At 40.6% G+C, this 24,255-nt stretch carries 10 protein-coding genes; 5 read left to right on the top strand and 5 right to left on the bottom strand.

Annotated features, from left to right (window positions below; genetic code table 11):
* Positions 1-19: 19 nt before the first annotated feature.
* The 4 genes from KXD93_RS06150 to KXD93_RS06135 all read right to left on the bottom strand — a co-directional run bounded on the left by KXD93_RS06150 (position 20) and on the right by KXD93_RS06135 (position 12,812).
* On the bottom strand, positions 20-3,178 hold the full coding sequence (locus KXD93_RS06150) for a SusC/RagA family TonB-linked outer membrane protein (RefSeq protein WP_258136045.1): 3,159 nt from the start codon (positions 3,176-3,178) through the stop codon (positions 20-22).
* 611 nt (positions 3,179-3,789) lie between these two features.
* On the bottom strand, positions 3,790-7,989 hold the full coding sequence (locus tag KXD93_RS06145) for a hybrid sensor histidine kinase/response regulator transcription factor (protein WP_258136044.1): 4,200 nt from the start codon (positions 7,987-7,989) through the stop codon (positions 3,790-3,792).
* Positions 7,990-8,280: 291 nt separating this feature from the next.
* Positions 8,281-10,614 carry a glycoside hydrolase family 31 protein gene (locus KXD93_RS06140; protein ID WP_258136043.1) on the bottom strand — a complete coding sequence of 778 codons (2,334 nt, stop codon included), beginning with the start codon at positions 10,612-10,614 and terminating at the stop codon, positions 8,281-8,283.
* A 503-nt stretch (positions 10,615-11,117) separates the two neighbouring features.
* Positions 11,118-12,812 (bottom strand): cellulase family glycosylhydrolase, encoded by a 1,695-nt coding sequence (locus tag KXD93_RS06135; protein ID WP_258136042.1) that lies wholly within the window; start codon positions 12,810-12,812, stop codon positions 11,118-11,120.
* Between the two features lie 947 nt (positions 12,813-13,759).
* On the opposite strand from KXD93_RS06135, the gene KXD93_RS06130 reads away from it, so the two are divergent.
* Complete coding sequence (locus KXD93_RS06130; protein ID WP_258136041.1) at positions 13,760-16,045, top strand: GH92 family glycosyl hydrolase; 2,286 nt, start codon at positions 13,760-13,762, stop codon at positions 16,043-16,045.
* Positions 16,046-16,121: 76 nt separating this feature from the next.
* Here KXD93_RS06130 and KXD93_RS06125 read toward each other — a convergent pair whose 3' ends face one another.
* Positions 16,122-17,504, bottom strand: a complete 1,383-nt coding sequence (locus KXD93_RS06125) for an alpha-L-fucosidase (RefSeq protein WP_258136040.1) — start codon at positions 17,502-17,504, stop codon at positions 16,122-16,124.
* A 328-nt stretch (positions 17,505-17,832) separates the two neighbouring features.
* Between KXD93_RS06125 and KXD93_RS06120 the strand changes: the two genes are divergently transcribed.
* The 4 genes from KXD93_RS06120 to KXD93_RS06105 all read left to right on the top strand — a co-directional run bounded on the left by KXD93_RS06120 (position 17,833) and on the right by KXD93_RS06105 (position 24,243).
* On the top strand, positions 17,833-19,965 hold the full coding sequence (locus tag KXD93_RS06120; protein WP_258136039.1) for an alpha-N-acetylglucosaminidase: 2,133 nt from the start codon (positions 17,833-17,835) through the stop codon (positions 19,963-19,965).
* Between the two features lie 49 nt (positions 19,966-20,014).
* Positions 20,015-21,385 (top strand): alpha-L-fucosidase, encoded by a 1,371-nt coding sequence (locus tag KXD93_RS06115; RefSeq protein WP_258136038.1) that lies wholly within the window; start codon positions 20,015-20,017, stop codon positions 21,383-21,385.
* A gap of 54 nt (positions 21,386-21,439) precedes the next feature.
* Entirely contained in the window at positions 21,440-22,864 is a 1,425-nt protein-coding gene (locus tag KXD93_RS06110; protein ID WP_258136037.1) for an alpha-L-fucosidase, read from the top strand.
* A 113-nt stretch (positions 22,865-22,977) separates the two neighbouring features.
* The gene (locus KXD93_RS06105) at positions 22,978-24,243 is read left to right on the top strand and encodes a TlpA disulfide reductase family protein (RefSeq protein WP_258136036.1); all 1,266 of its coding nucleotides are present in this window, start codon (positions 22,978-22,980) and stop codon (positions 24,241-24,243) included.
* Positions 24,244-24,255 lie beyond the last annotated feature (12 nt).

The following is a 24,255-nucleotide window of genomic DNA, read 5'->3' as shown; positions in this document are numbered from 1 at the left end:
TTTTTAATCAATGATTATTTTATTTGCTAAGGGTTATGTTTGCGCCGAAGGTAAATCCGCGTGGCTGAGGATAATAACCGCTATCCCAGCCTGCCTGGAGAGGGTTCCAGGAACCAATTTCGGGATCCATGCCGGCATACTTTTTAATGGTAAACACATTAGTTACATTAGCATATACCCGGATTGAATGCACGTATATTTTCGACAAAATACCATCCTGCATACGGTAACCCAGGGTAATATTTTTACACTTCAGGAATGAACCATTTTGTATGTAGATATTAGAAGGGCGGTTGTTTTCGTTGGTATTATCGTTTCTCAAACTCACAATATTTGTATTCGGGTTTGTAACGTATACATTGTTAACATCGGATGCAGAGCCATTTGGGTTTATTAAACCCAAATGCGAGTAATTTAACACCGATGTAAACCAGGCTGTACTTTTTGACGGGTCGGTTTGGTTTATAGATACTTGATTGAATACTTTGTTGCCATAGTCGCCGCTAAAGAAAATATTCAGGTCGAAACTTTTGTAAGTGAATGTATTGCCGATACCATACTGGAATTTCGGGATTGGCGAGCCTAAGAAAGTTTCATCTCTTGAGTCGATAATACCATCCCCATTCAGGTCTTTATACATACGATCGCCGTACCAAATACCGCCGCCATTCGGAGAAACCGGATAAGGCGTACCGCTTTGATCAACTGGCCTGGCGTGTGTTTGAAAATCACTTGGCTTTGCAAATATTCCATCAAATATATAGCCGTAAAACTCGCCAATTGGCTGACCTACAACTGTTTTTTCGGCTACCTGGCCGCTGGTGCCATCTGTTTGGGATAAGTTGGCATCAACTCCGCCATTACCTAAGCTGAGTACTTTATTAACATTCCGCGATAGGGTAAAGTTACTTCTCCAGGTGAAATCTTTATGGTTAATATTGGTAGAACCGATCTGGAGGTCAAACCCTCTATTGCGTACATTACCAACATTGGCATAAGGCGCCACCAAGGCCCCTGGTGAATAACCGGTGGTAGTTCCCGAATATAATGGAAGCGGTTCCTTCAATAAAAGCCCGTGTGTTTCACGGTCATAAACATCGAACGAAAAGTTGAAGCGTCCGTTTAAAAACGTGCCATCAAGCCCGGCATCATAATAATGCGTTTTTTCCCATGTTACGTCGGGATTCGCCAAATTGGTTTGAAACTGCGCAATGCCTGATAAACCGTTAGCCACTGTTGTAAGTTGTGTTACATAAGTATTACCTGGTATCCCCTGGTTGTTGGTAAGCCCATAACTAACTCTCAGTTTCAATTCATTTATAGCTTTTACATTCTTCAAAAATGCCTCATTACTGATTTTCCAGGCCAATGCACCTGAATAGGTAACACCCCAACGATGGTTGGATGGAAAATTTGAAGAACCATCGTCACGTACGTTACCGGTGATCAGATATTTATCGTCCCATGAAAAATTAACACGACCGAAATAAGATTCCGATGCACCACCGAGCCCAACACTACCTGAGTTTGTAGCCGAAATGGGATTGCCGTCATTAAGGGATACAACAGTATTTGAAGGGAAATTTGTACGGCCGCCGCCTACATTTTCATTCCATCCCGAGCTCGCTTCGTGCCCCCCTAAAACGTTAATTTTATATTTATTAAAATCATGGTCATACGTTATAAAATTGCGTATTGTCCAGTTAATGTCCTGCGACATGCTTTGGCTGGCACTGTTAATGCCATTAACAACCTTACCAAAAGTATAAACCGGGCTAAAACCATTTGAGGCATTAAAATCGAAATTACCCGATAGTTCCGTCCGAAATGAAAGGCCTTTAGTAAAATGTATTTCGGCATACGTGTTGCCAAACACCTGGTTTCGCGTTTGATTGTTTGTTGTAATTAAGGCTATAGCTACAGGATTTGCAGTACCAGGCACCCAACCCTCCTGGTTGGTAACTCCCCCATAGGAACCATCGGGATTACGTACCGCAATATCGGGTGTCATGCTTAATGCGGCGCTTATTACACCGCCGGCAGTAGAATTTTGATTTTGATCACTGTGTACTAGTTGAAGACTGGTCCCAATTTTTAGCCAATTAGTGGTTTTATTGTCCAGGTTCAACCGTACAGAATATCTTGTAAATTCGGATCCTTCCACTATGCCCTTCTGGTTGAAATAAGAAGTTGATAGTAAATATTGGGTCCGGGGATCGCCACCGCTTATCGTTATGGTATGGCTTTGTTCCGGTGCGCTCTGAAATAATGCTCTTTGCCAGTCGGTACCCTTTCCTAAATATTGTGGGTTTTGGAATTCGTCATGATTCGTAGAGAAGCCCCACTCTTGTGAACGTGCGTTGATTACAGTGGCATACTGCTGCAAGTCCATGGTAGGGAGTTCCTTTGGCCTCAATTGATTTTCGGCAAAGAAATCGTAACTTATTGTGGGTGGCCCAATTTTGCCTCTTTTTGTGGTGATAACAATAACGCCATTGGTTGCCTGCGAACCATATATGGCAGTTGCAGATGCATCCTTTAATACGTCTATTGATTCTACGTCAGCAGGATTGAGTGAATTTAATGGGTTGCCGCCATTACCAGGGTCGGAAACCGGAGGAATATAAACACCATCTATTACATATAACGGCGAATTAGAACCACTTATTGACGATACGCCCCGTATTTGAATAGATACACCGCCACCAGGCTGACCTGAGATCTGTTGAACCACAACGCCTGCAACTTTTCCCTGTAGGGCCTGGTCAATAGTAGTTGGTTGTGTTTGGCGCAGGTCGTCCCCTTTTATCGAACTTATAGAACCCGTATTATCCTTTCTTGGTTGCTTAGCATACCCAATAACAACCACTTCATCCAGGTTGCTGGGCGTCGAGATTAGCTTAACATCAATTACGTTGCTTTTTTTTACCGGTATTTCCTGGGCTGTATAACCTACATAGCTAAACACGAGTATATCGCCTGGCTTTGCCATTATTACATAACTCCCGTCAACAGCAGATAAGGCTGCGGTTTTTGTACCCTTAACTTTAACGTTCACCCCAGCCATCGGTTCAGACTTGTCGGCGTCTGTTACCTTTCCGGAGATACCGAAGGTTTGGGCGAAGCCAGTAAGACATAGCAACATGCTTACTATTAATAACGAAATATGGTATCTCATTCTCTTTTGTAAATTTTTATCCATTTTATAAAGGGATTTTAATGTTTTTTAATAATTGGTTCATTGGTTTTTGGTTGGTGATTAGTTGGATTTAACTTTCATTCATAATTTATTTTGGTTTTAATATTGCAGTTGATAAACAAGTACTCAAAACCAATCTGAATTCTACCTTAACGGAATTCCTTTGCATACGCTGCCCGAACTGCCATTGCAAACAGATTTAGCCACAGGCAAATCTGTTAACTGTCCCGAAAAAATAAAGTAGTCGTGTTGGTCTATTACTATAATTGGGGAATAAGGCTCGAATGATTATTTTACACATCACATTGAGCGGATATTCTTAGGAAACGAAGCTATGTTTAGTTATAAAGGAGCGGGTGGCAGAGTTGAGCAAAAATATAGACCAAATGTTTAAATTAATTTAACATTCTATAAATGAGATATTTACACATACACAATCAACAAACTGAGCCATTTAACTAGCTGTATGCGGTTTTTTTGGGGGGGGGCGCGCGAAAACGCTGCTGTTTGTACATTTCTTTAGGATTTATAACAAACAAGCCCGAATACCGGATTTGGAAGAGAAGGGCTAAACGAGAATATTTAAGTTATTATTCTTTATTCCCGGTTAAATTTTTCTTTTGGCGGATGGAATTGGTATATGCTGACGGAAGGATATTATACTCATCCTTAAATAGTTTTGTAAAATATTTGGGAGTATTAAAGCCGACTTCGTAGCATATTTGGCTTATTGTCAGCTGGCTATTTTCAAGTAAATACACCGCTTTTTTTAGTCTTATGGAACGGATAAATTCAACAGGAGATTTACCCGTAAGCATCAAAACTTTATTATACAGCGATCCCCGACTCATGTTCATCTGGCGGCTTAATTCTTCGACGGACAGATTCTCATTTAGTATATTGAGTTCTATATACTCAACTATACTCCTTAACAGTTTCTCATCCTCATTTTGTATAGGTGCCTCCTGCAACTGCACATCCATTTGCTTTTTATACGTCCGTTTATAGGTATCCCGGAGAATAAGGATATTCTTGATTTTTGAGAGAAGTATTTCGAAATTGAAGGGCTTTGTCATATAATCATTGGCTCCAATTTCCAGACCTTTTAATTGTTCTGTTTCACCTGTGAGGGCTGTTAACAGAACAACGGGAATATGCGATGTGCGTTTATCGCCCTTTAGCTTTTTGCAAAGCTCAATACCTGTCATTTCAGGCATACTGATGTCACTTACTATAATATCCGGATGTTGAGAAAGCGCCTTTTGCCAGCCGTCCTTCCCGTTTGAAGCCTCGACGATAAAAAATATATCTTTTAAATTGTCCTTAAGGTAAAAACGGAAATCATCGTTATCCTCAACCAGAAGAACCACCGGCTTTTTAGTTGTGTGGTGTTGTGTGGGCGTGATTTTGTCTTCATTTTGACTAATAACGTCCGGCTTCTCACCATCAGCACCAGCGTTGACCAATCGATCCGTTTTGGGTTGCTGGCATATAACAAGCGGTAGTTTAAACATAAAACAACTGCCATGGTCCGGCTCGCTTTCAACCATTATTTCTCCACCATGCATCTTCACAAACTCACGTGTAATCGCAAGGCCGATACCGCTTCCCTGGTTAATCATCGACTCCGGAACATCATGCTGAAAAAATCGCTCGAAAATTTTATCCTGCTTTTCAAATGGAACGCCAATACCTGTATCTATCACCTTGATTTCGAGAAAAACGTCGTTGCCATCCTGGTTGCTTTCCGCCACATTTAGTAATACGCTTACGTGACCGCCGGCCGGGGTGAATTTAAAGGCGTTTGATATCAGGTTAAATAATATCCGCTCTATTTTGTCATGGTCAAAACTGGTAAACAGGGAATCGACGGCAGTGTCAAATATAAAACCAATCTCTTTTTCTTCTGCAATATCAGTAAAGGATAGAGAAATTTCCTTGATAAATTTTACGATATCTCCGGTTCGGCTATGAAGCTTCAATTCCTGTACCTCCATCTTACGAAAATCAAGCAACTGATTTACCAGGTTTAACAGCCGTCTGGCATTTTTTCCTATCATATTGAGCTGTTGTTTCTGCTCCTGGTCGGCACGGGTAAGCATTTTGTCAACCGGCGCCATAATCAATGATAACGGCGTTCTAAACTCGTGGCTCACATTCGTCAAAAATTTAGTTTTCAGATGGTCGAGCTCTTGCATCCGCTTAACCTCCTTGCGCTCCTGTTCAATTAACAGTTTGGCTTCCTCCTTTTCCTTTTCAACCGCAAATTCCCTTCTTATTTTTTGTATTCCCCTTTGTCGGATAAACAAGAGAATACCAATAACCAGTGCCGCGTAAATAACATAAGCAAACGTTGATTTCCAGAATGGAGGCAGTATTTTGATTTTTAAAGAAATATAATCCGGGTTCCACACCCCGTCTGAACTAGATGCCCTTACTTTAAACACATAATCACCCTCGTCCAGGTTGGTATAGCTGGCTTTTCGCGTTCTATTGTCTGCATTTACCCATCCTTTATCGAAACCCTCAAGTAAATACTGATATTTTACCTTGTCGGAATTAAAGAAATCAAGGGCAGCAAATTCAATAGAGAAGACATTTTCACTGTGATTAAGTGTTAGTCCGTGTGTTACAGTTATAGCTTTTGAGAGTACCGCATGGCCATTAATAGATTCATTGGCTGATACGCTCTTGTTGAACAGTTGAAAATCGGTAAAGACTAACTGGAGCTTATTTGTAATGGGTTCTACACTTGCTGGATCGAAAATATTAAAGCCATCACCGCCGCCGAATATCAACTCACCGCTGCGTGTCTTTAGCGCAGAATTTATATTGAATTCCCGCCCCTGCAGGCCATCCATTTCGTCAAAGTTTTCGAAGCTAAAATTAAAGGTATTTGCTGTGGCTGTTAAGCTGACACGGCTTAACCCATTCGACGTGCTCAACCACATCGCTCCCTTGTAATCCTCTTCTGCAGCCAATATTGAATTAGCGGGTAGCCCGTTTTTTTTTGTCAGTGATGTAAAAGTATTTGTTTGGGGATTGAGAATGCTCACCCCGCTTGGTGTAGCTATCCATATTAACCCGCGGCTATCCTGGTTAATACTGTTTACCGTATTGTCAATCAAGCCATTCGCAGCGTTTCCATTTGAGACATAGTGAATTACCCGCCCATTATTTTTCATGATGACATCTACCCCTAAAAAGCCGCCTGTCCATATGTTGCCCTGTTTATCTTCAAAGATGGAAGATATCAACCGCGACCTTATATCACCTTGTTTAAAAGGATGGTAAAATATTTTTTTTGACCGGTCGAAGATTTCCAAACCGCCGTCAAAAGTTCCTATCCATAAACGATGCGAGGAATCTTCCAAAATACTCCATACCCTGTCATCAGCGATACTTGTGGCTATTTTATCGTCATGCCTGTAATGCGTAAAAGTTTTCCCGTCAAAGCAGTCCAGCCCGCCCAGGTAGGTACAGATCCATAACTTTTGATCATGGTCAATAAACAAGTTAACAATTACATCGTTACTCAGACTATTGGGGTTTGCCGGATCGTGTTTATATTGAATATACTTTCCGGTTTTGCGGTTGAAATAAATCAGGCCGCCCCCGTTGGTGCCAATCCATAAATTGCCCGGCTTGTCTTCGGCAAATTTGTCGACATCGTTAAAAGGTAAACTACCTGGATCTGACGCAAAATGGCGGTAAAACGGAAACCGAATAATATTATTATGGTAATAACTTATCCCCTTTTTAAAGGTGCCTGCCCAAATAATACCTAAGTTATCCTTATAAAGCACCGCGCTGTTTTGCTTTAGCGACTTAGGGTCGTCTTGCCGGTTTAGCAAATAAACAATCTTGAAATCTTTTTTATCCAGTACGTTTATGCCTCCGTGGTCGGTAGCAATCCATATCAAGCCATCATCCGCCTGAATAATATTGCTTATGATATTCGTGGTTAATTTTGCTCCGGCTGATTCTTTGTCAAAGTGTCGGAGGGTCCCTGTTGAAGGTTTGTAATAAAATGCGCCTAAATCACCATATGAGGCGTAAAACCACAAATCATTATCACGATCAACTATTAATGAATAATTACCGCTTTTGCTATTTGTTACCTTATTAAAAACATCCGTATGATAAGTAATTTTATTAGCCTTAATATCCAACATCTCAACCGTTCTATCGCTATATGTTATCCATATATTGCGTTTAGAATCCAAGGTGATATCTGCTACGGAATTTGAATATAGAGATGGATTGGGATTAATACCATGAAAATAGCGTTTTGTCTGCTTGCTTAATGTATTATACCTGTAAACACCGGAATCAGGATATAAAAACCAAAAATCTACAGCACTTGTTCGCACTATCTTAACAACATTCTGATAAACAGGGAGTTTTAAAGGACGCAACAATAATGACATATCGCTGTTAAATTGCTCTGTTTCAGGATCGTAAAAACAGAATCCAATTCGTGTTGATATCCATAACTTATTATCAGGGCCTTCAAAAATTTTCGCGATAAAGTCATCACTGACCGATTTTTTATTATTAGCGTCATGCCTGAATATTTTAAAGGTATAACCATCAAATCGATTGAGGCCCGATGCAGTACCAAACCACATAAAACCTTGTGAATCTTTAAAAATACAGTTAACTTGATTATGAGACAGCCCATTATTTACATCAAGTTGTGAAAAGCGGTACTGGATGCTTTGACCGAAAGCATTGCTCCATGCAAAAATCAGTGTAACTGCAAGAAGATAATAAAATTTTACGCACATCGGGGTATCATTGAAAAAGCTCAAAATCAAGAGGGTGACTTTTAGAGCCAGTACACTAAGTTAATGTAAATGTTACATTAACTTATAATTTATGATTAACAAAACGGAGTTTTTTCCCACCTCCTGGTTAAACCCTTGAATTATTCAATAAAAAATGCGCTCCGTATCTCACCCCAGAACGCATCAACCCGTCTTTACCAAATAAATTAAGGGTTTTCATCAACTAAAAACTATCTTTTATTACAATATGTGATGCAGCAACTAATCCGCCGGAATATTGCGAAGCGTTTCTCATCGCAATTTCACTACCGTTGCTTTACCGTTGTAGCTAACTGTTTTGTCAATATTCGTCGATGCCACTGAGCCTGAACCATGTTTGCCGTCAACCACAATAATATCGAAGGTATGCTGGTTTAACATACCGCGGAAGCTGCCTTTGGAGCCTGATATGCTTAGTTCCTTCTGTTTGTCATTCCAGGCGAATGTAAAAGTTGAATACCGGCCCCTCTCATAATTGTAGTTATCATTCTCGTCCTCATAAAAGGTAAACCGGCCATTGGCACCAGGATAAATCCGCAATTCAATAACGCCATTGTTTTTTTGAGTAGCATATTCCATTTCAGGGCCCATCGGAACGATGGAACCGGCGCGCACATACAGCGGCATCACATCTATCGGCGCCGCTGCATCAATTATTTTACCTCCGCCTGTCTTTTCTCCTGTCCAGAAATTATACCACGGCCCCTGTCCCGGCAAATAAACTTTTCTACCTGCTTCGCCTTTTGAGGTAACCGGGTTAACCAAAAATGCCGGGCCAAACATATACTGATCAGGTATTTTATAAACATTGGTATCATTCCTGAAATCAAATGTAAGCGAACGCATCATGGTATAATTCTCCAAGGTGGTTTTTGCGGCAAGCGAATAAATATATGGCAACAGGCGATAACGCAATTTGTCGTATTTTAAAAGGATTGCTCTTGTGCCTTCGTCCCAGTTCTTTGAAAATATAGCCCGTTCACCATTGCCGTGGATGCGTATAATGGGACAAAATGCACCGAACTGGAACCAGCGGGTAAACAGTTCCCTAAATTCCGGTTTCGACCAATCGGGAATGGTCCAGTTGTACTGGAATCCGCCTATATCCGAGGTCCAGTAAGGAATGCCGGATACACAGGTATTGATGCCTTGCGGTACCTGGCTTTTTAACGCGTCAAACGAGCAGGAAATATCCGATGTCCATATCACCGCAGCATTTCGCTGCTCGCCGGCAAAGGTCTGCCTGAGCAGAAAAAAGCCTCTTTTATTGGGAATATCCCGCCGCCAGCCCTGGTAGATGCCTGTAGAATGCTCCAGCGAATAGGTGTTAAAATAATCAATGCCCTTACCGGTCCAGAAGTCGGCTTTCCTGCGTTCGTCCAATAACAGGCCGTTGTCCGGCTCACATTGATCAACCCACCATGCATCCCAACCATATCTTTTAACAAGGCTGTCGCGGGCCATGTCCCAGTATAGTTCTCGTGCTTTTGGATTGTGTGCATCATAATAGGTATCAAAGGTATGACTGACAACATTATCCCAGGTAATACTGGTTAATCCGCCCATTTTTTTCAGGGTATCAAAGTCTTTTGTTCCTTTACCGAATACAGGCCAGATGGATATCATTCCATGAATATTTGCTTTGTGCAATTCATCGACCAGATTTTTGGGATTTGGATAACGGTTCGGGTTCATTATATGGGAGCCGATCGGGAACGGGTCCCAATAATACCAATCCTGCACGATAACATCTACCGGGATGTGATTATTGCGGTACCCATCCTTTACCGAAAGTATTTCATCCTGGCTCATATACCTGTTCTGCGACTGGAATAAGCCAAATGCCCATTTGGCAAACATGGGGGCCTTGCCGGTGGCTGTACGGTATAGGTTGATGATCTGATCGAACCCGGGGCCATAGAAAAAGTAATAGTCAACCTGCCTGCCACTTTCGGATACATATTTGAATTTAGTATTGCCTGCTTCGGCGCCATAAAAATTTGATGCCGAATAGTTATCCCACATCAGGCCATAGCCCCGGGTGGATAATAGTACGGGCACGGCCCCCGTCATATATTTTATAGCCAGATCCTGGTTTCTGCCTTTATAGTTGATGGAGCCCGTGTCTGTCGGGTGGCTACCCAGGCCAAAAAGCGCTTCGTCCTTGGGTGAATTGAATTGGGAGCTGATATTATAAGTGTTTATCCCTGCTATGGTAGCCGGCGTGATGCTTTTATTATCTTCGGAAGCGATTTCTTTCCCGTAAAGATCTTCGTAGCTAACATTGTTAGTGGCTTTGTTTATTATTACCTTCAACTTTGCTGTTATCACAGTAACCTGTTTTTTGTCTTCAGAAATCCTAAAAGGCTGAAAACTCCATTTTGCATTTACGATAAGTGAGGGCTTGCTGATAAAGTCGTTGAAAACTGTATATTTTACTTCAATAATATCATCCCTGCAAATGTTAACCTTCATCAGGCCTTTATCTAATGTAAACAAAAGCCCGTTAGCCTCTTTTTTATAAGATATAACAGAGGCATTAGCGGCAGGTATTGTTATAATTAAGAGCAATAGAACGATTGTCATTATTTTGAACAATGCAGAATTTGACATAACTTTTGTGTTTATCATGAATAGAAGGTTATACCCGGTTTATTTATTTTTATTGGCTATAGCTCATTTTTCGCAAAACGAAATGATAAATAATAAAAACAAGCGCCGTTTAAAAAGCAAGCATCCCGAACCGTCCCGGTACCGGTAAATTTGAGCTGCCAATATTTTTAATACCGTCTTAGGTTTATTGATTCGGCGATAAAAGTATAGAGCGGAAAAATGAAAGAAGGGGTACAAAAGTCATAAAATAGAGTACGAAATGTTCAATTTTCCTAAATTATCTTCAGATTGATTTTTATATGTACCGTTACAGCCGGTGTTTTAAGGCACTACAGCAAATCCCTTTACTTTGTTCAACTGGTTTAAATCATCAACATATAAAATAAAAAAATCCCTAACACCTTATTTTTAATTAAGGCATTAGAGATTTTGGGGGAATTATAAAATAGCTTAAAATTAATCTATTTCTGTTTGTGCTATATTTTCACAAATGCCCATTGCTGGTTTTTGCCGCCGCTGTAATCATATTGATCAACCGAAGTACCATTTCTGAGTGGAGTTGCCGCATTACTCCCTAATGAAACTTCAAGAGCCTTTCCGCTGTTTGCGTTGAGGATCTTATAGTACCCGTTATCTGTTGCCTGAATTGACCAGTTTTGATTATTACCGCCTGAACCTGAGTAAGACCATATATCCACGGTAGCTCCGTTAGAGCCAGACCAGCCATATACTTCCAAACACGTACCCTGGGCATGCATAGGTATTAACAGGTGGTGACCATTACTACCACTCACAACTTTAAATTGCTGGTTTTGTCCAACCATATAATCCCATTGGTCAGCCAGCGATCCGTTGGCAGTTCCCCAACCGGAGATCTCTAAAGGTTTAAAGCTGTATCTGTTAAGAATCTGGTAAACACCGCCAACCTGAAATGTTTGGGACGATCCAGTTTGTGTTCCCTGTACCATGGCGGCCAACTGTTGCTGATCTTGTACTGAGTAGTTCGACCTGCTGATAATCGAACCGGTATCCCAAAGAAATGGAAGCATCCCGTTCGCCAATGCAGTGTGTATAACATAATTATGCCAATATGCCCTCGAAGCAACATTGAAAGTTAACGAATCGCCCGAAACACTGCGGCGCCCTGCCGCAAATTCGCCCATTACTACAGGGATGCCGTTATTAACAAACTTCGTCTTCATCGACTGGAAATAGCTGTTCACGTCCGACTCTTCACCATAAGTGGCATTACGCGCAGGATCGAAGGTGGTATGATATCCCGAGCCCCAATAGTAAAACATTTTGCCCCATGAAGCGTCCCCGTCCATCAAACAAAAGTTGTAAGGGGTATAGTAATGAACCTCCACCATTAAACGGTTGGATGCCGCGTCCGTAGGCATAGTGTTCATCAGACTGTTTGTTTTTGTAATATCGGTGCTGGGGCCCTGAACAACCAGGGTCCTGTAACTGTTGTGCCCACCGGTTGACCTCACCGCGTTGATAAAAGTTTGATGATAAGAAAGCAGAACGCTCATTCCGGTGGCATCACTTACATCAGGTTCGTTTGTGCTGGCAAAAAGCAAATGTTCATCAAAACCACGCAGTTGTGTTGCAATTTGTTCCCAAAGTGCCTTTTGTTTGGCGTTTACTGCAACCTGTGCGGCTGTCGTGCAATTCTGCTGCAACCATCCTCCGTCCCAATGTATGTTTAATATCACATACAAACCATCATTAACACAGTATTGCACAACCGCCTGTACGCGACTGAGCCAGGCCGGGTCTATTTGCTCAGTTGTCGTATTTATTATATGTGAATAATCCCATTCACAAGGGATCCGTATGGCGTTAAAACCTCTTTGTTTATAGCTATCAATGAGTGCCTGGGTAATATTGGGGGCTCCCCACCCGTTTTCGTTACCGGGGGCTTCCATTGTGTTGCCAATATTAATTCCCAAGTTTATCCTTGAAGCTATCTGGACCGCCGTACTGGTTACCCCTGTTTGATCGGGCGCAATCGGGTTAGTGTTCCAACTGGGGTACGATGCCAATGAACTACTGATCTTTTTTGATATAATCGGCTTAGCATGCTGATTAACAACTACTTGTTTTGTACAACTGATCAGCGCCAGGATTGCAAGAATGCACAAAAGATAATTTAAAGTATTCTTCATAAAAAATGTTTAAAATGCGGCATATAATTTACCGCTATTAATAATTGGTTAATTGCAAGTAAGGGTATCAGACAATCAGGCTCATTAAGAATGAATAGCTCGTTATCATTTATTTTATAAATCGGCTAAATTTCATTTTGTGCAAGGCGAAAGAACAATTAATAAAAACAAAGGCACTTAAACACAGCCATTGGAACAACAGCAAGTTTTAGCGGCAATATTTTTTACGCGGTAACAGGTTTATTAATCTGATGGTAAAATTATAGAGGTGAAAATTGAATGGACGGGTACAAAAGTCAAAAAATAGAGTGCGAGATGTTCAAATTGAAAAATCATCACCTTGCTTTCATATAGGTTCTGGGGCAGCGTAAGTATTTTCCGCAAAACCATCCGGCTAAATCTCGAACCGGTTTATAGTTGATTTGCAGAAAACAGCCCGGTTTTGAAGACGTTTTATGGTACGGATTACGAACCGATCAAAATTTTTGATTGAAAATAAGCTAGACGAATCTTTCTATATTAAAAAAGCATATCAATAACAAAATTTTCCGAAGCTCTATTAATTCCAAACTCAGCATTTAGAAAAAACCTGAAAGTTGTTTCTGATTTTATTTGAATTAATTTTAACCCTTCAGGACTGAATTTAGATCTAATTGAATGTGTTCCTGCTTGAAATAGATCAATCAAATGAACGTCAATTACCTGGGGGTGATCCGGCTTAACAATCAGTTTATCGATATGCTGAAATCAAGGAAAGAAAGTGCAATTATCAACTTATTGGAAGGAAAACGCAATCTTCACTTATATCCCCAAAAAAAACCTTTTTAATATTAAATTACACAAACGGTTGATTAAACAGGAGAGGGCGCTAAAGTAACCTTATCCCGCCTTTTTGACAAAACCGAATAACATTTGTCACCCGGATTTTATACATTGCAGTATAACTTATGAGACACATAAAATACAAGCAGATTACCTATTTATTTATCTTGTTATGTCATTTAGGCATCACTGGTTACGGTCAAACAAAATCACCTAAACAGCCGGAAGAAAATATCGATTTTGTAAACTCCCTTATCGGAACCGCTACAACAGGCTTTGGTAAAGGGCTTGACGGAGGGGGTACCATGCCTTGCGTAAACGTTCCTTTTGCCATGACCAATTTTGTTGCGCAAACCGACGAGAACAAAATGGGCCGCATGAACTACGAGTACGAAGATAAAACAGTTATCGGATTTTTGGCTTCGCACCAGCCTACCGTTTGGATGGGCGATTATGGTTATGTTTCGGTTATGCCCCAGATTGGCGAACTGAAAGTTTTGCCAGAAGAAAGGGCTCTTGCCTATGAGCACACAGACGAAATTGCTAAGCCCTATTATTATTCGGTAAAATTAAAAACCGCAGGTGGCGGAAAAATTAAAGCCGAAATAGCCGGGGCCAATACTTGTGGTATGTTCAGGTTCACCTTCCCGGCGGCAGAACAGGCACAATTAATTATACAAGGCATAAACTTACCCCCCGGACTTACCGACTGGGCTAACGATTATACCGCACGGATTAAAAATTTAAAAGGCTACGTTAATATTGACACTGTAAATAACGAAATAACGGGTTATAACCCCGACAGGCAATCAGCCCAGCTTGGCCCTTCTCTTAAAAACTTCAGAGGATATTTTATAATCAGGTTTAATAAACCAATTAAAAATTATGGAACCTGGGATAACCATGTCATCAATAAGGGCAACAAAAGTCAGTATGGCACACGTATGGGTGCTTACATTTCATTTAAAACAACCGCGAACGATGAGGTTAAAGTAATGGTAGCTACCTCCTTCATCAGCCTTGAACAAGCCAGGGCCAATTTGAAGAAGGAGATTAGCAATTGGGATTTTGAAAAACTGGTAAAAAGCACACGCGACGAATGGCAAAACCAATTAAAAGTAATTAAGCTTAACGGGGTAAGCGCTGATAACAAAACAATATTCTATACTGCATTATACCATACCCTTTTATTTCCAAGACAATTTTCGGAAAATGGAAGATATTATAGCGCTTTTGACGACAATATACATAAGGGTATCTCTTACAATGATTATTCACTTTGGGATACCTTTAGGGCTTTGCACCCTTTGCTCCTGCTTACCCAGCCAAAAAGAGCAGGCGACATGATTCAATCGTTGCTGCAAATGTATAAGGAAGGGGGTTGGATGCCCATGTGGCCTAATCCAACTTATACCAATATCATGATTGGCACCCATGCTGATGCCGTTATAGCTGATGCTTATGTAAAAGGGTATCGCGGATTTGATGTTAAACTGGCATACCAGGCTATACATAAGGATGCATTTACGCCTCCGGACGGCGATACCCTAAAACAATGGGGAGATCGTGATATATGGACAAGTTTTGAAGGCCGGGGCGGGCTTACCTATTACCATAATTTAGGGTACGTACCTGCCGATAAAACTAAGGAATCCGTATCACGTACTATTGAATATTCGATAGACGATTATTGTGTGGCGCAAGTGGCTAAGGGCATAGGTAAAACTGATGATTACAAAAAAATCATGTCATGGAGTAAGAACTACAAAAATGTGTATAACCAATCAACCGGTTTTATGGCTCCCCGACGCTATGATGGCGCATGGTCATCAGACCCTGAAGCTGGATTTACTGAAGGCACCAAATGGACCTACACCTTTGGCGCCATGCACGATGTAAAAGGCATGATTGAATTAATGGGAGGCCAAAAGCAGTTTGCGGAAAAGTTGAGCCTCAATTTTGACGGCGGGCATTATCGGGCTGATAATGAGCCCGGTCATCATTATTTATACCTTTTTAACTATTGCGGCATGCCCGGAAAAACGCAAGAACTGGTAAGGGAACATACTTCATCAGAGAACTTCAGGAATTTACCTGTAGGAATTAACGGGAATGATGACTGCGGCCAAACATCGGCGTGGTATATATTTAACACGATGGGCTTTTATCCCTTATCACCTGCAACAGGCATTTACAGTATCGGCGCCCCGCAGTTTCCGACGATGACACTAGATTTAGGCTATGGTAAAAATCTGACTATTAAAGCAGTACATTTATCGACAAAAAATAAATATGTAAAAAAGGTGGTCTTTAACGGCAAAATCATTAAAGACCACCAGCTAATACACAAAGAGCTGATAAAGGGTGGAGCATTAACTTTTTACATGACCGATGTTCCTACAAACCTTTAAAAGGATCATTAGTCAAATAAACTTTAAAATTCTTAATTCTCCCGGTTTCCATATCCTGCCTCGGCAACAATTCAGGTCAATCCTTTTTTAACTGCAATGTTATAACAAACGGCTGGGTAAATTTTGCATCTCCTAAATGCAGGTAATATTCGTTTCCATATGTTTTCTCAATACGGAACATTTGACGACTATCAGTTAAAAGAGAATTATCTGCAATTGTCGTTTTTTCGGGAAGTTTTAATTTTAATGCTTTGGAAATTGGAATATTAAAAACGATCATATAAAGCTTGTTATCACCCGGCTTTTGTGTAAAATAACCCCAGTCCTGTTTTTCCAGGCCGGCATTATCGCATCCATATATTGCACTTCCATTAGTCCGCATCCATGCACCAACGTCTTTTGCCAGATCCTGCTCATATGCCCGTATAGTTCCATCAGGCTGAGGGCCGAAATTAAGTACAAAATTACCACCCATTGAAGTACAGGTTGCAAGCATCTCTTGTATTTCAAAAGGAGTTTTTACATGGCCCTCCCATATCTTATGGTACCCCCATTGGTTTTCCGGAACGGTCATACAAGCTTCCCAATCAAAATTCAAGGTTTTTACGTTGGATGGCAAACGGCGCTCAAAGCTGCCATCAAAATCGCCAAAATGCCGCCCGTTATAGTCATGGTCCACATGGCCCAAGGCATCTGTACGAATACGATTGTTAAGGATAATGCCCGGTTTTAATGTCCTGCAATACTGCTCCAGTTCATAACCTAATTTATAATTCCTTTTGTAGGATGCTTCCCATTGACCGTCAAACCAAAAACCTTTGATATTTGGATAGGTGGTTATCAATTCCTTCAGTTGGTTTTTAACGTATACAAAATACCGTTCAAAAGCTTCCTGATCGTCTTTAGATTGTATAACAGAGCGATAGTCGGGATTATGCCAGTCAAGAATAGAATAATAGAAATAAACATCAATACCTTCTTTTTGATAAGCCTTTACAAAAGGCATAAGCAGGTCCTTTTTATAAGGCGTTGATGCGATAGAAAAATCTGTAAATTTACTTGGCCACAAACAAAATCCTTCGTGATGTTTGGTTGTAACGATTACATATTTTACGCCCATATTTTTCGCCATATGTGCCCATTCGACTGGGTTATACTTTTGAGGGTTAAACTGATGAATGATTTCCGCATATTCAGCAGATGAAATGCCGGCATCTACTTTTAACCATTCAGCAGACGTAGGATAGTTTTTACCTTTCCATTGCCCACCGGTAACAGCATACAGGCCCCAATGGATAAATTGACCAAACCTATTTTCACGCCATTTTTGCATTGCTGAATCGGGGCGCTTGCTCAATACGGTAGCCCCCATCAATGAATCGGGAACGGAGATTGTTTGTGCAAATGAAATCGCATTTACAAACAGGCAAACAAGAAGTGTAATAACGTTTTTTTTCATTTTTAAAAATGCCTGAATAGCGGATTGAGATTTTCATTATTTATGAAACTACCTGGTTTTATTCCCATGGTTTATTCATTTTGTTGATTTTTTGTGGTGCTCACAAAACATAAAACCTGTAACCCATTTGATAAATTATATGCTTTGAATTACAATGGTAACAAAATAATAACCTGAAAAAATAGTGAAAAATAACGCAATCGGTTGCGTAATCTATTACAAACGTTTGCGTAAGTTTCATAACGCCAGGGCATGGGTCTGCTCATTATTTTTCTATTAAATTTTAGTTAGTTTCGAGCATGTTATCCCAAAAAATCAATAATTTCACATGCGAAAACTAACTTACCTGCTTCTTTTATTATTACCATTACAGCTTTTTGCCCAACAATTTGATCCTGTAAAAGCATTGGTTAAAAGACGCGCTCCCTGGTTAAGCAACCATGTTATTTTCAAATCTTTAAAAAACGCAAGCCCTGAAATAGTTGAACTGAAAACCATAAAAAACAAACTTGTTATCAGTGCTTCCGGCGCTAATGCGGCGGCGGTTGGCGTAAGCTGGTATCTGAAATATTATTGTCATCGCTCTATGTCGCACATGGGTGATAACCTGTCCCCCGTTTTTCCGATCCCGGTTGTTAGCAAGAAGGCAAGCGTACAAGCTGAGGCTAAGTATCGGTATGCGTTAAATTACTGTACTTATAATTATACCATGAGCTTTTATAGTTGGCCTGATTGGGAACGCGAGCTTGACTGGATGGCATTGAACGGCGTTAACACAATGCTTACTGTTGAAGGTATGGAAGCGGTGTGGCAAAACACACTGAGAAGGACAGGATACACTGAAAATGAAATTAACAATTTCATAGTGGGTCCTGCTTATACCGCATGGTGGCTGATGGGCAATATTGAGGGTTGGGGAGGCCCTATGCCTCAAAGCCAGGTAGACAACCGAAAGCTGATTCAGCAAAAAATGATAAAGCGAATGAGGGAGTTAGGTATAGAGCCCGTGTTGCAGGGTTTTTATGGAATGGTTCCAAGTTCATTAAAAAATAAGAGCAAAGCACATATCATTGATCAGGGTAACTGGGGCGCTTTTAAAAGGCCCGACATACTTGACCCTACTGATCCTGAATTTAGCCGTATCGCGGGTATCTATTACAGTGAAATGCAGAAATTATATGGTAAAGATATTCACTTTTTTGCAGGCGACCCTTTTCATGAAGGCGGCAAAACCGATGGTGTAGACCTTAATAAGGCCGGCGCTGCCATACAGGCATCAATGCAAAATTACTACCCGGGTTCAATATGGGTATTGCAAGGCTGGCAGGACAACCCCAAACAAGCCATGCTTGATGGCCTTGATAAATCAAAAGTATTGGTGCAGGAGCTTTTTGGTGAATTTACAAATAACTGGGAAAAACGTAAAGCTTATGACAACACCCCGTTTATATGGTGCAGTGTCAACAATTTTGGCGAACGCCCGGGTGTATACGGGAAATTACAACGCTTTGCCGATGAAATATATAGGGCCAGGAAGAGCCCCTACAGTAATTATCTTAAAGGTGTAGGGATAATGCCCGAGGGCATTAATAATAATCCTCCTGATTATGATTTGATGCTTGAACTGGGTTGGCGCAAGGAGCAGGTAGATACTAAAAACTGGATCAATGACTACGCCAAATATCGTTATGGTAAAAGTAATGAGCATGCCAGCAAGGCCTGGCAGGGTTTCCTACAAACCATTTATCAAAGCCTTCCCGGTTACCAGGAGGGCGCAGGTGAGTCGATTTTCTGTGCAAGGCCGGCGCTCAAAGTTAAATCAATCTCCAGCTGGGGTACACTTGTGCGTAATTATGATACGGTGAAGTTTAGAAATGCCGTGAAGGAATTCGCTAAAGCTACACCAGCTTTTATAAATTCAGCTACTTATAAAATAGACCTGATCAACATGGTTAGGCAGGTGCTGGCCAATAAAGGAACCATTGTTTTTAATGAGCTGACAACGGCATACAACAATAAGGATCTTCAAGCTTTTAACAAGGCAAGCGAAAAGTTTTTGCACATGATAAAGCTTACGGATGATCTTTTGAACACCGATCAATACTTCAGACTCAATACCTATCTCAAACAATCTATAGCTAACGGCAATACCGCTGAAGAGAAAACAAATAATTTAAAAAATATTTTAATGCAGATCACCTATTGGGGAGAAAGTGTGCGTACGGAAGATAACCTGCATGAGTATGCCTATAAAGAATGGGCCGGCCTGATGGATAATTATTACCTGCCCCGCTGGGAAATTTATTTTGATTACCTGCGGGGCAACCTGCAGGGCAAAAACAGTCCCGAACCTGATTACTTTACCTGGGAGCGTAATTGGGTGGAACAAAACCAAAAGTTAATTCCCGAACAATCATCCAGGCCTCTGCATGAAGTGGTTGATGAAATATTATCGATGTAAAACATCATTTTTCTTAAAACACCCATTTAATTCAAACTAGCGGTTCCCGATGCGTCAAATCAAAAAAACAGTATTAAGTACTTTATTAATTTTCCTGGCATTTTCTCCCATATACGCTCAAAAAAAAATAGGAACAGAAACACCTGAACAAAAAGCGAAACGTATGGCATGGTGGACCAATGACCGTTTTGGCATGTTCATCCATTGGGGGCTTTATTCGCAAGCTGCAAGGCATGAATGGGTAAAAAGATGGGAACGTATGACGGATGCGCAATACCAGCCTTATTTTGATGAGTTTAACCCCGATTTGTTTAACCCTAAGGAATGGGCAAAAAAGGCTAAGGCAGCCGGAATGAAATATGCCGTGCTTACTACCAAGCATCACGAAGGGTTTTGCTTATTTGATTCAAAATACACCGACTATAAGGCCACTAATACCGCTGCCAAACGGGACCTTGTAAGAGAATTTGTAGACGCTTTTAGGGCCGAAGGCATAAAAATAGGTTTCTATTATTCATTGCTGGATTGGCACCATCCAGATTTTACGGTTGACGTTCTACATCCCTTGCAGCCGGCAAGTGAGAAGGATGACGATTATGACAAGTTAAATAAAGGACGGGATATGGCCAGGTACCGTACCTACATGGAAAACCAGGTTAAAGAACTGCTTACCAATTATGGCAAGATTGATATCCTTTGGCTGGATTTTTCGTACCCCGATAATGGGAAACACGGAAAAGGCAGCAAAGATTGGGGATCTGTTGAATTAGTTAAAGAAATAAGAAAACTGCAGCCGAATATTATAATTGATAACCGCCTTGATTTAAATGATTACCAGGACGGGTGGGATTACCTGACGCCCGAGCAGGTAAACTTATCAGAGTGGACAAAAAAAAACGATTACAAAACTTACTGGGAAACCTGCCAAACATTTTCTGGCTCCTGGGGATATTTTCGTGATGAAAACAGTTGGAAAAGCACTCACCAGCTAATTACAATGCTTATAGAGGCTGTAAGCAAACGCGGTAACCTGTTGCTGAATGTGGGCCCAACTGCTCGTGGTTTATTTGATAAACGCGCCAACGACAGACTTGACGGAATAGCAAACTGGATGAAATACAACAGCCGTTCTATTTACGGATGCACCGAAGCCCCGGAAACATTTAAAGCTACCGAGCATACCATGCTTACCTATAACGCGAATACCAAACGGCTATATGTGCATCTGTTGGAGTATCCGGGTAAAACAATCACGTTAGCAGGCTACAAGGATAAAGTAAAATACGCCCAGTTTTTGCATGACGCATCAGAGATCCAAACGGACAACAAATCAAAAGATTCCGGAAACGACCTGGTATTAAGTCTTCCGGAAACCAAACCTGATACCGAGATCCCGGTAATTGAGCTGATCTTAAAATAATTTAACCAAATCAACCGCTACGACAAAATTCATTCGACTCCAAATAACATTGTTATGATTAGGAAATTCATACTTGGTCTTTGTTTTCTGGCCTGCAATCAAGTGACATTCGCGCAAAAGGAACAGGTAGCGCCAGACACATACCAGGTTCCTAAAGATTCCCTGGTACGACAAAAACTTGCACAATGGCAAGGCCAGAAGTTTGGTTTGTTTATGCACTGGGGAACATATAGTCAATGGGGTGTGACTGAAAGCTGGACTATTTGCCCCGATGACTGGGTTACACGTACAGGCCCATATAGCGATGATTATTTTACTTATAAAAAAGCATACGAAAATCTGCAAACTACCTTCAATCCGGTTAACTTCAACCCTGAGAAATGGGCCAGGGCGGCCAAAGCTGCGGGCATGAACTATATGGTATTTACTACCAAACACCATGATGGCTTTAGTATGTTTGACACCAAACAAACGGATTATAAAATTACAGATCCTAAAACACCGTTCTCTAAAAACCCGCGAAGCAACATCACCAAAGAAATATTTAATGCCTTTCGGAAGGACAATTTCATGATCGGGGCATATTTCTCCAAACCAGACTGGCACAACCAAAACTATTGGTGGCCCTACCTCCCTCCTAAAGACCACAATGTTAATTATGATCCGCAGCGCTACCCGGAACGCTGGCAAAAGTTTAAAGATTTTACGTATAAGCAGGTTGAAGAATTGATGACAGGTTATGGCAAAATAGATATTTTATGGCTCGATGGTGGCTGGGTAAGGCCGTCGAATACAAAGGAGAATGATCCGCAACATTACAACCAGGACCTTGATATGGCCAAAATAGCAAATATGAGCCGCAGCCATCAACCGGGCCTGATTATGGTAGATCGTACAGTTACCGGCGAATTTGAAAACTATACCACGCCGGAACAGGAAGTACCGGGTAAGCCACTGCCCTACCCATGGGAAACCTGTATGACCATTGGAAAGTACTGGAGCTATCATCCTGACGACGAATTTAAACCCAGCCTGCAACTGGTGCAAACACTTATAAAAATAGTTTCACGGGGAGGTAACCTCCTGCTTAATATCCCTCCGGGGCCAGATGGCGACTGGAACCCTGTTGCCTATCAAAGATTACAGGATATTGCTGATTGGATAAAGATTAACGGCAAAGGCATCTACGGTTCAGAACCCGTTGCACCTTACTCTGCCGGAAATATCTATTTCACCAAGTCAAAAACTAAAAAAAAGTTATATGCTTTTTGGTTATCTGAAAAAGACAATGTAAGCCTTCCTGCCATGGTAAGCTTCCCGGTTAATAACATTACACAACTTAAAAAAGTGAGTTTGCTGGGCAGTACTCAAAAATTAAAATGGGCCTATCAAAACGGGCTGCTGAACATTCAAATACCTGGTGCACTGCAAAAAAGCACCACACTAAAATATAGCGACACTTTTGTACTTGAATATTAAGGATAAGTTGATTTTGATTAACATACTTAACCACCTGTTTCCGGTAAAACATAAAACTATATTTCGACCAAAGTAATAGTGAAATTAAAGACTAAGCGGGTCAACTTATAATTATGGCGAATTATATAACTAAATCCTTTATTGTTCTGTTCTGCATGGTTTATATTTCAGCATTCGGGCAGGTTAAAAAACGCGAGTTTTTAATTAGCGGAAGCATAGAATGTGCAGGCGATATAACGCTGTACATATCTCAATTTGATGCCAGCTTTAATCCAACACATAGGGATTCCATTCAAACAAAAAATGGAAAGTTTACCTATCAGGTAAAGGCTGATCATCCAGCACTCATGTATATATATTCCCCAAAAATAGTATTTCAGGAAAAAATAATTTTTCTTGTCAGCCAAAGGGAAACAAAGATTCATATTAATACAAATGACTGGGATGCGTTTTTTGTTAGCGGCAGCGCACAAACAAACGCATACTTTAATTTTGTAAAACAATATGAACATGCATTATTTCTTTTTAACGTAAATTCAAGAACTATACGTCTTCCAAAATTTAAACGGGATACGGTAGATGGAAAGGCAAAACTGAGGGTTATACCAACTTATAATTGTTACCTGCTAAAAACAGATACATTTAAGGTATCTGATACAACAAAACACCAGCTTTCCGGTAAAATGATGGATTATGGTAGAATAGCATGCGAACTCGAAGAAGAAATCTCACCGGGATATTATGTGATTAAACGATATGGAGATTCTGCTGAAACATATTGGAATAAGATAATATACAGGCATTTAGCGTTAAATAAGAACAGCGAAGCAGGTGCAATAATAGCGTATGAGCATTTTGCTGACCGAAAACCATATAAGGAAGCTATGGCGGCCTATCAAATGCTATCAGCTTATTCACAAAATACTTTATACGGAAAAAGCCTAAAGCGATACATTGACCTTAATACAATTAAAAAGAAGATTGACTTTGTATTTCCAGATCAAACGGGTAAGCTAATTAGTTTATCTTCTTTAAGCAGTAGATATATTTTAGTCCATTTTTGGGCATCGTGGTGCGGCCCCTGCCGTCCTGCAAATAAGCAACTGGTTACGCTATATCAAAAGTATAACCGGGATCAATTGGAATATGTTAATATATCGTTTGACCAAAATAAGGCGGACTGGCAAAAAGCCATCAAAACAGACAGTTTACCCGGCTATCACACTTCACAATTAAAAGGTTTTGATAATGATAACGGACGGCTGTTTAATGTCAGGTCACTTCCTTCCAGTTTTTTATTAGATAGTGACAGAAATATTATATTAATTAATCCCTATGACGTTTCTTACATTGAAGACAAATTACAATACAAGAAATAGGCTGCTTAAAAA

The organism is Mucilaginibacter phenanthrenivorans (assembly GCF_024721155.1).
Lineage (GTDB): Bacteria > Bacteroidota > Bacteroidia > Sphingobacteriales > Sphingobacteriaceae > Mucilaginibacter > Mucilaginibacter phenanthrenivorans.
This window is presented reverse-complemented; position numbering and strand designations above follow the sequence as displayed.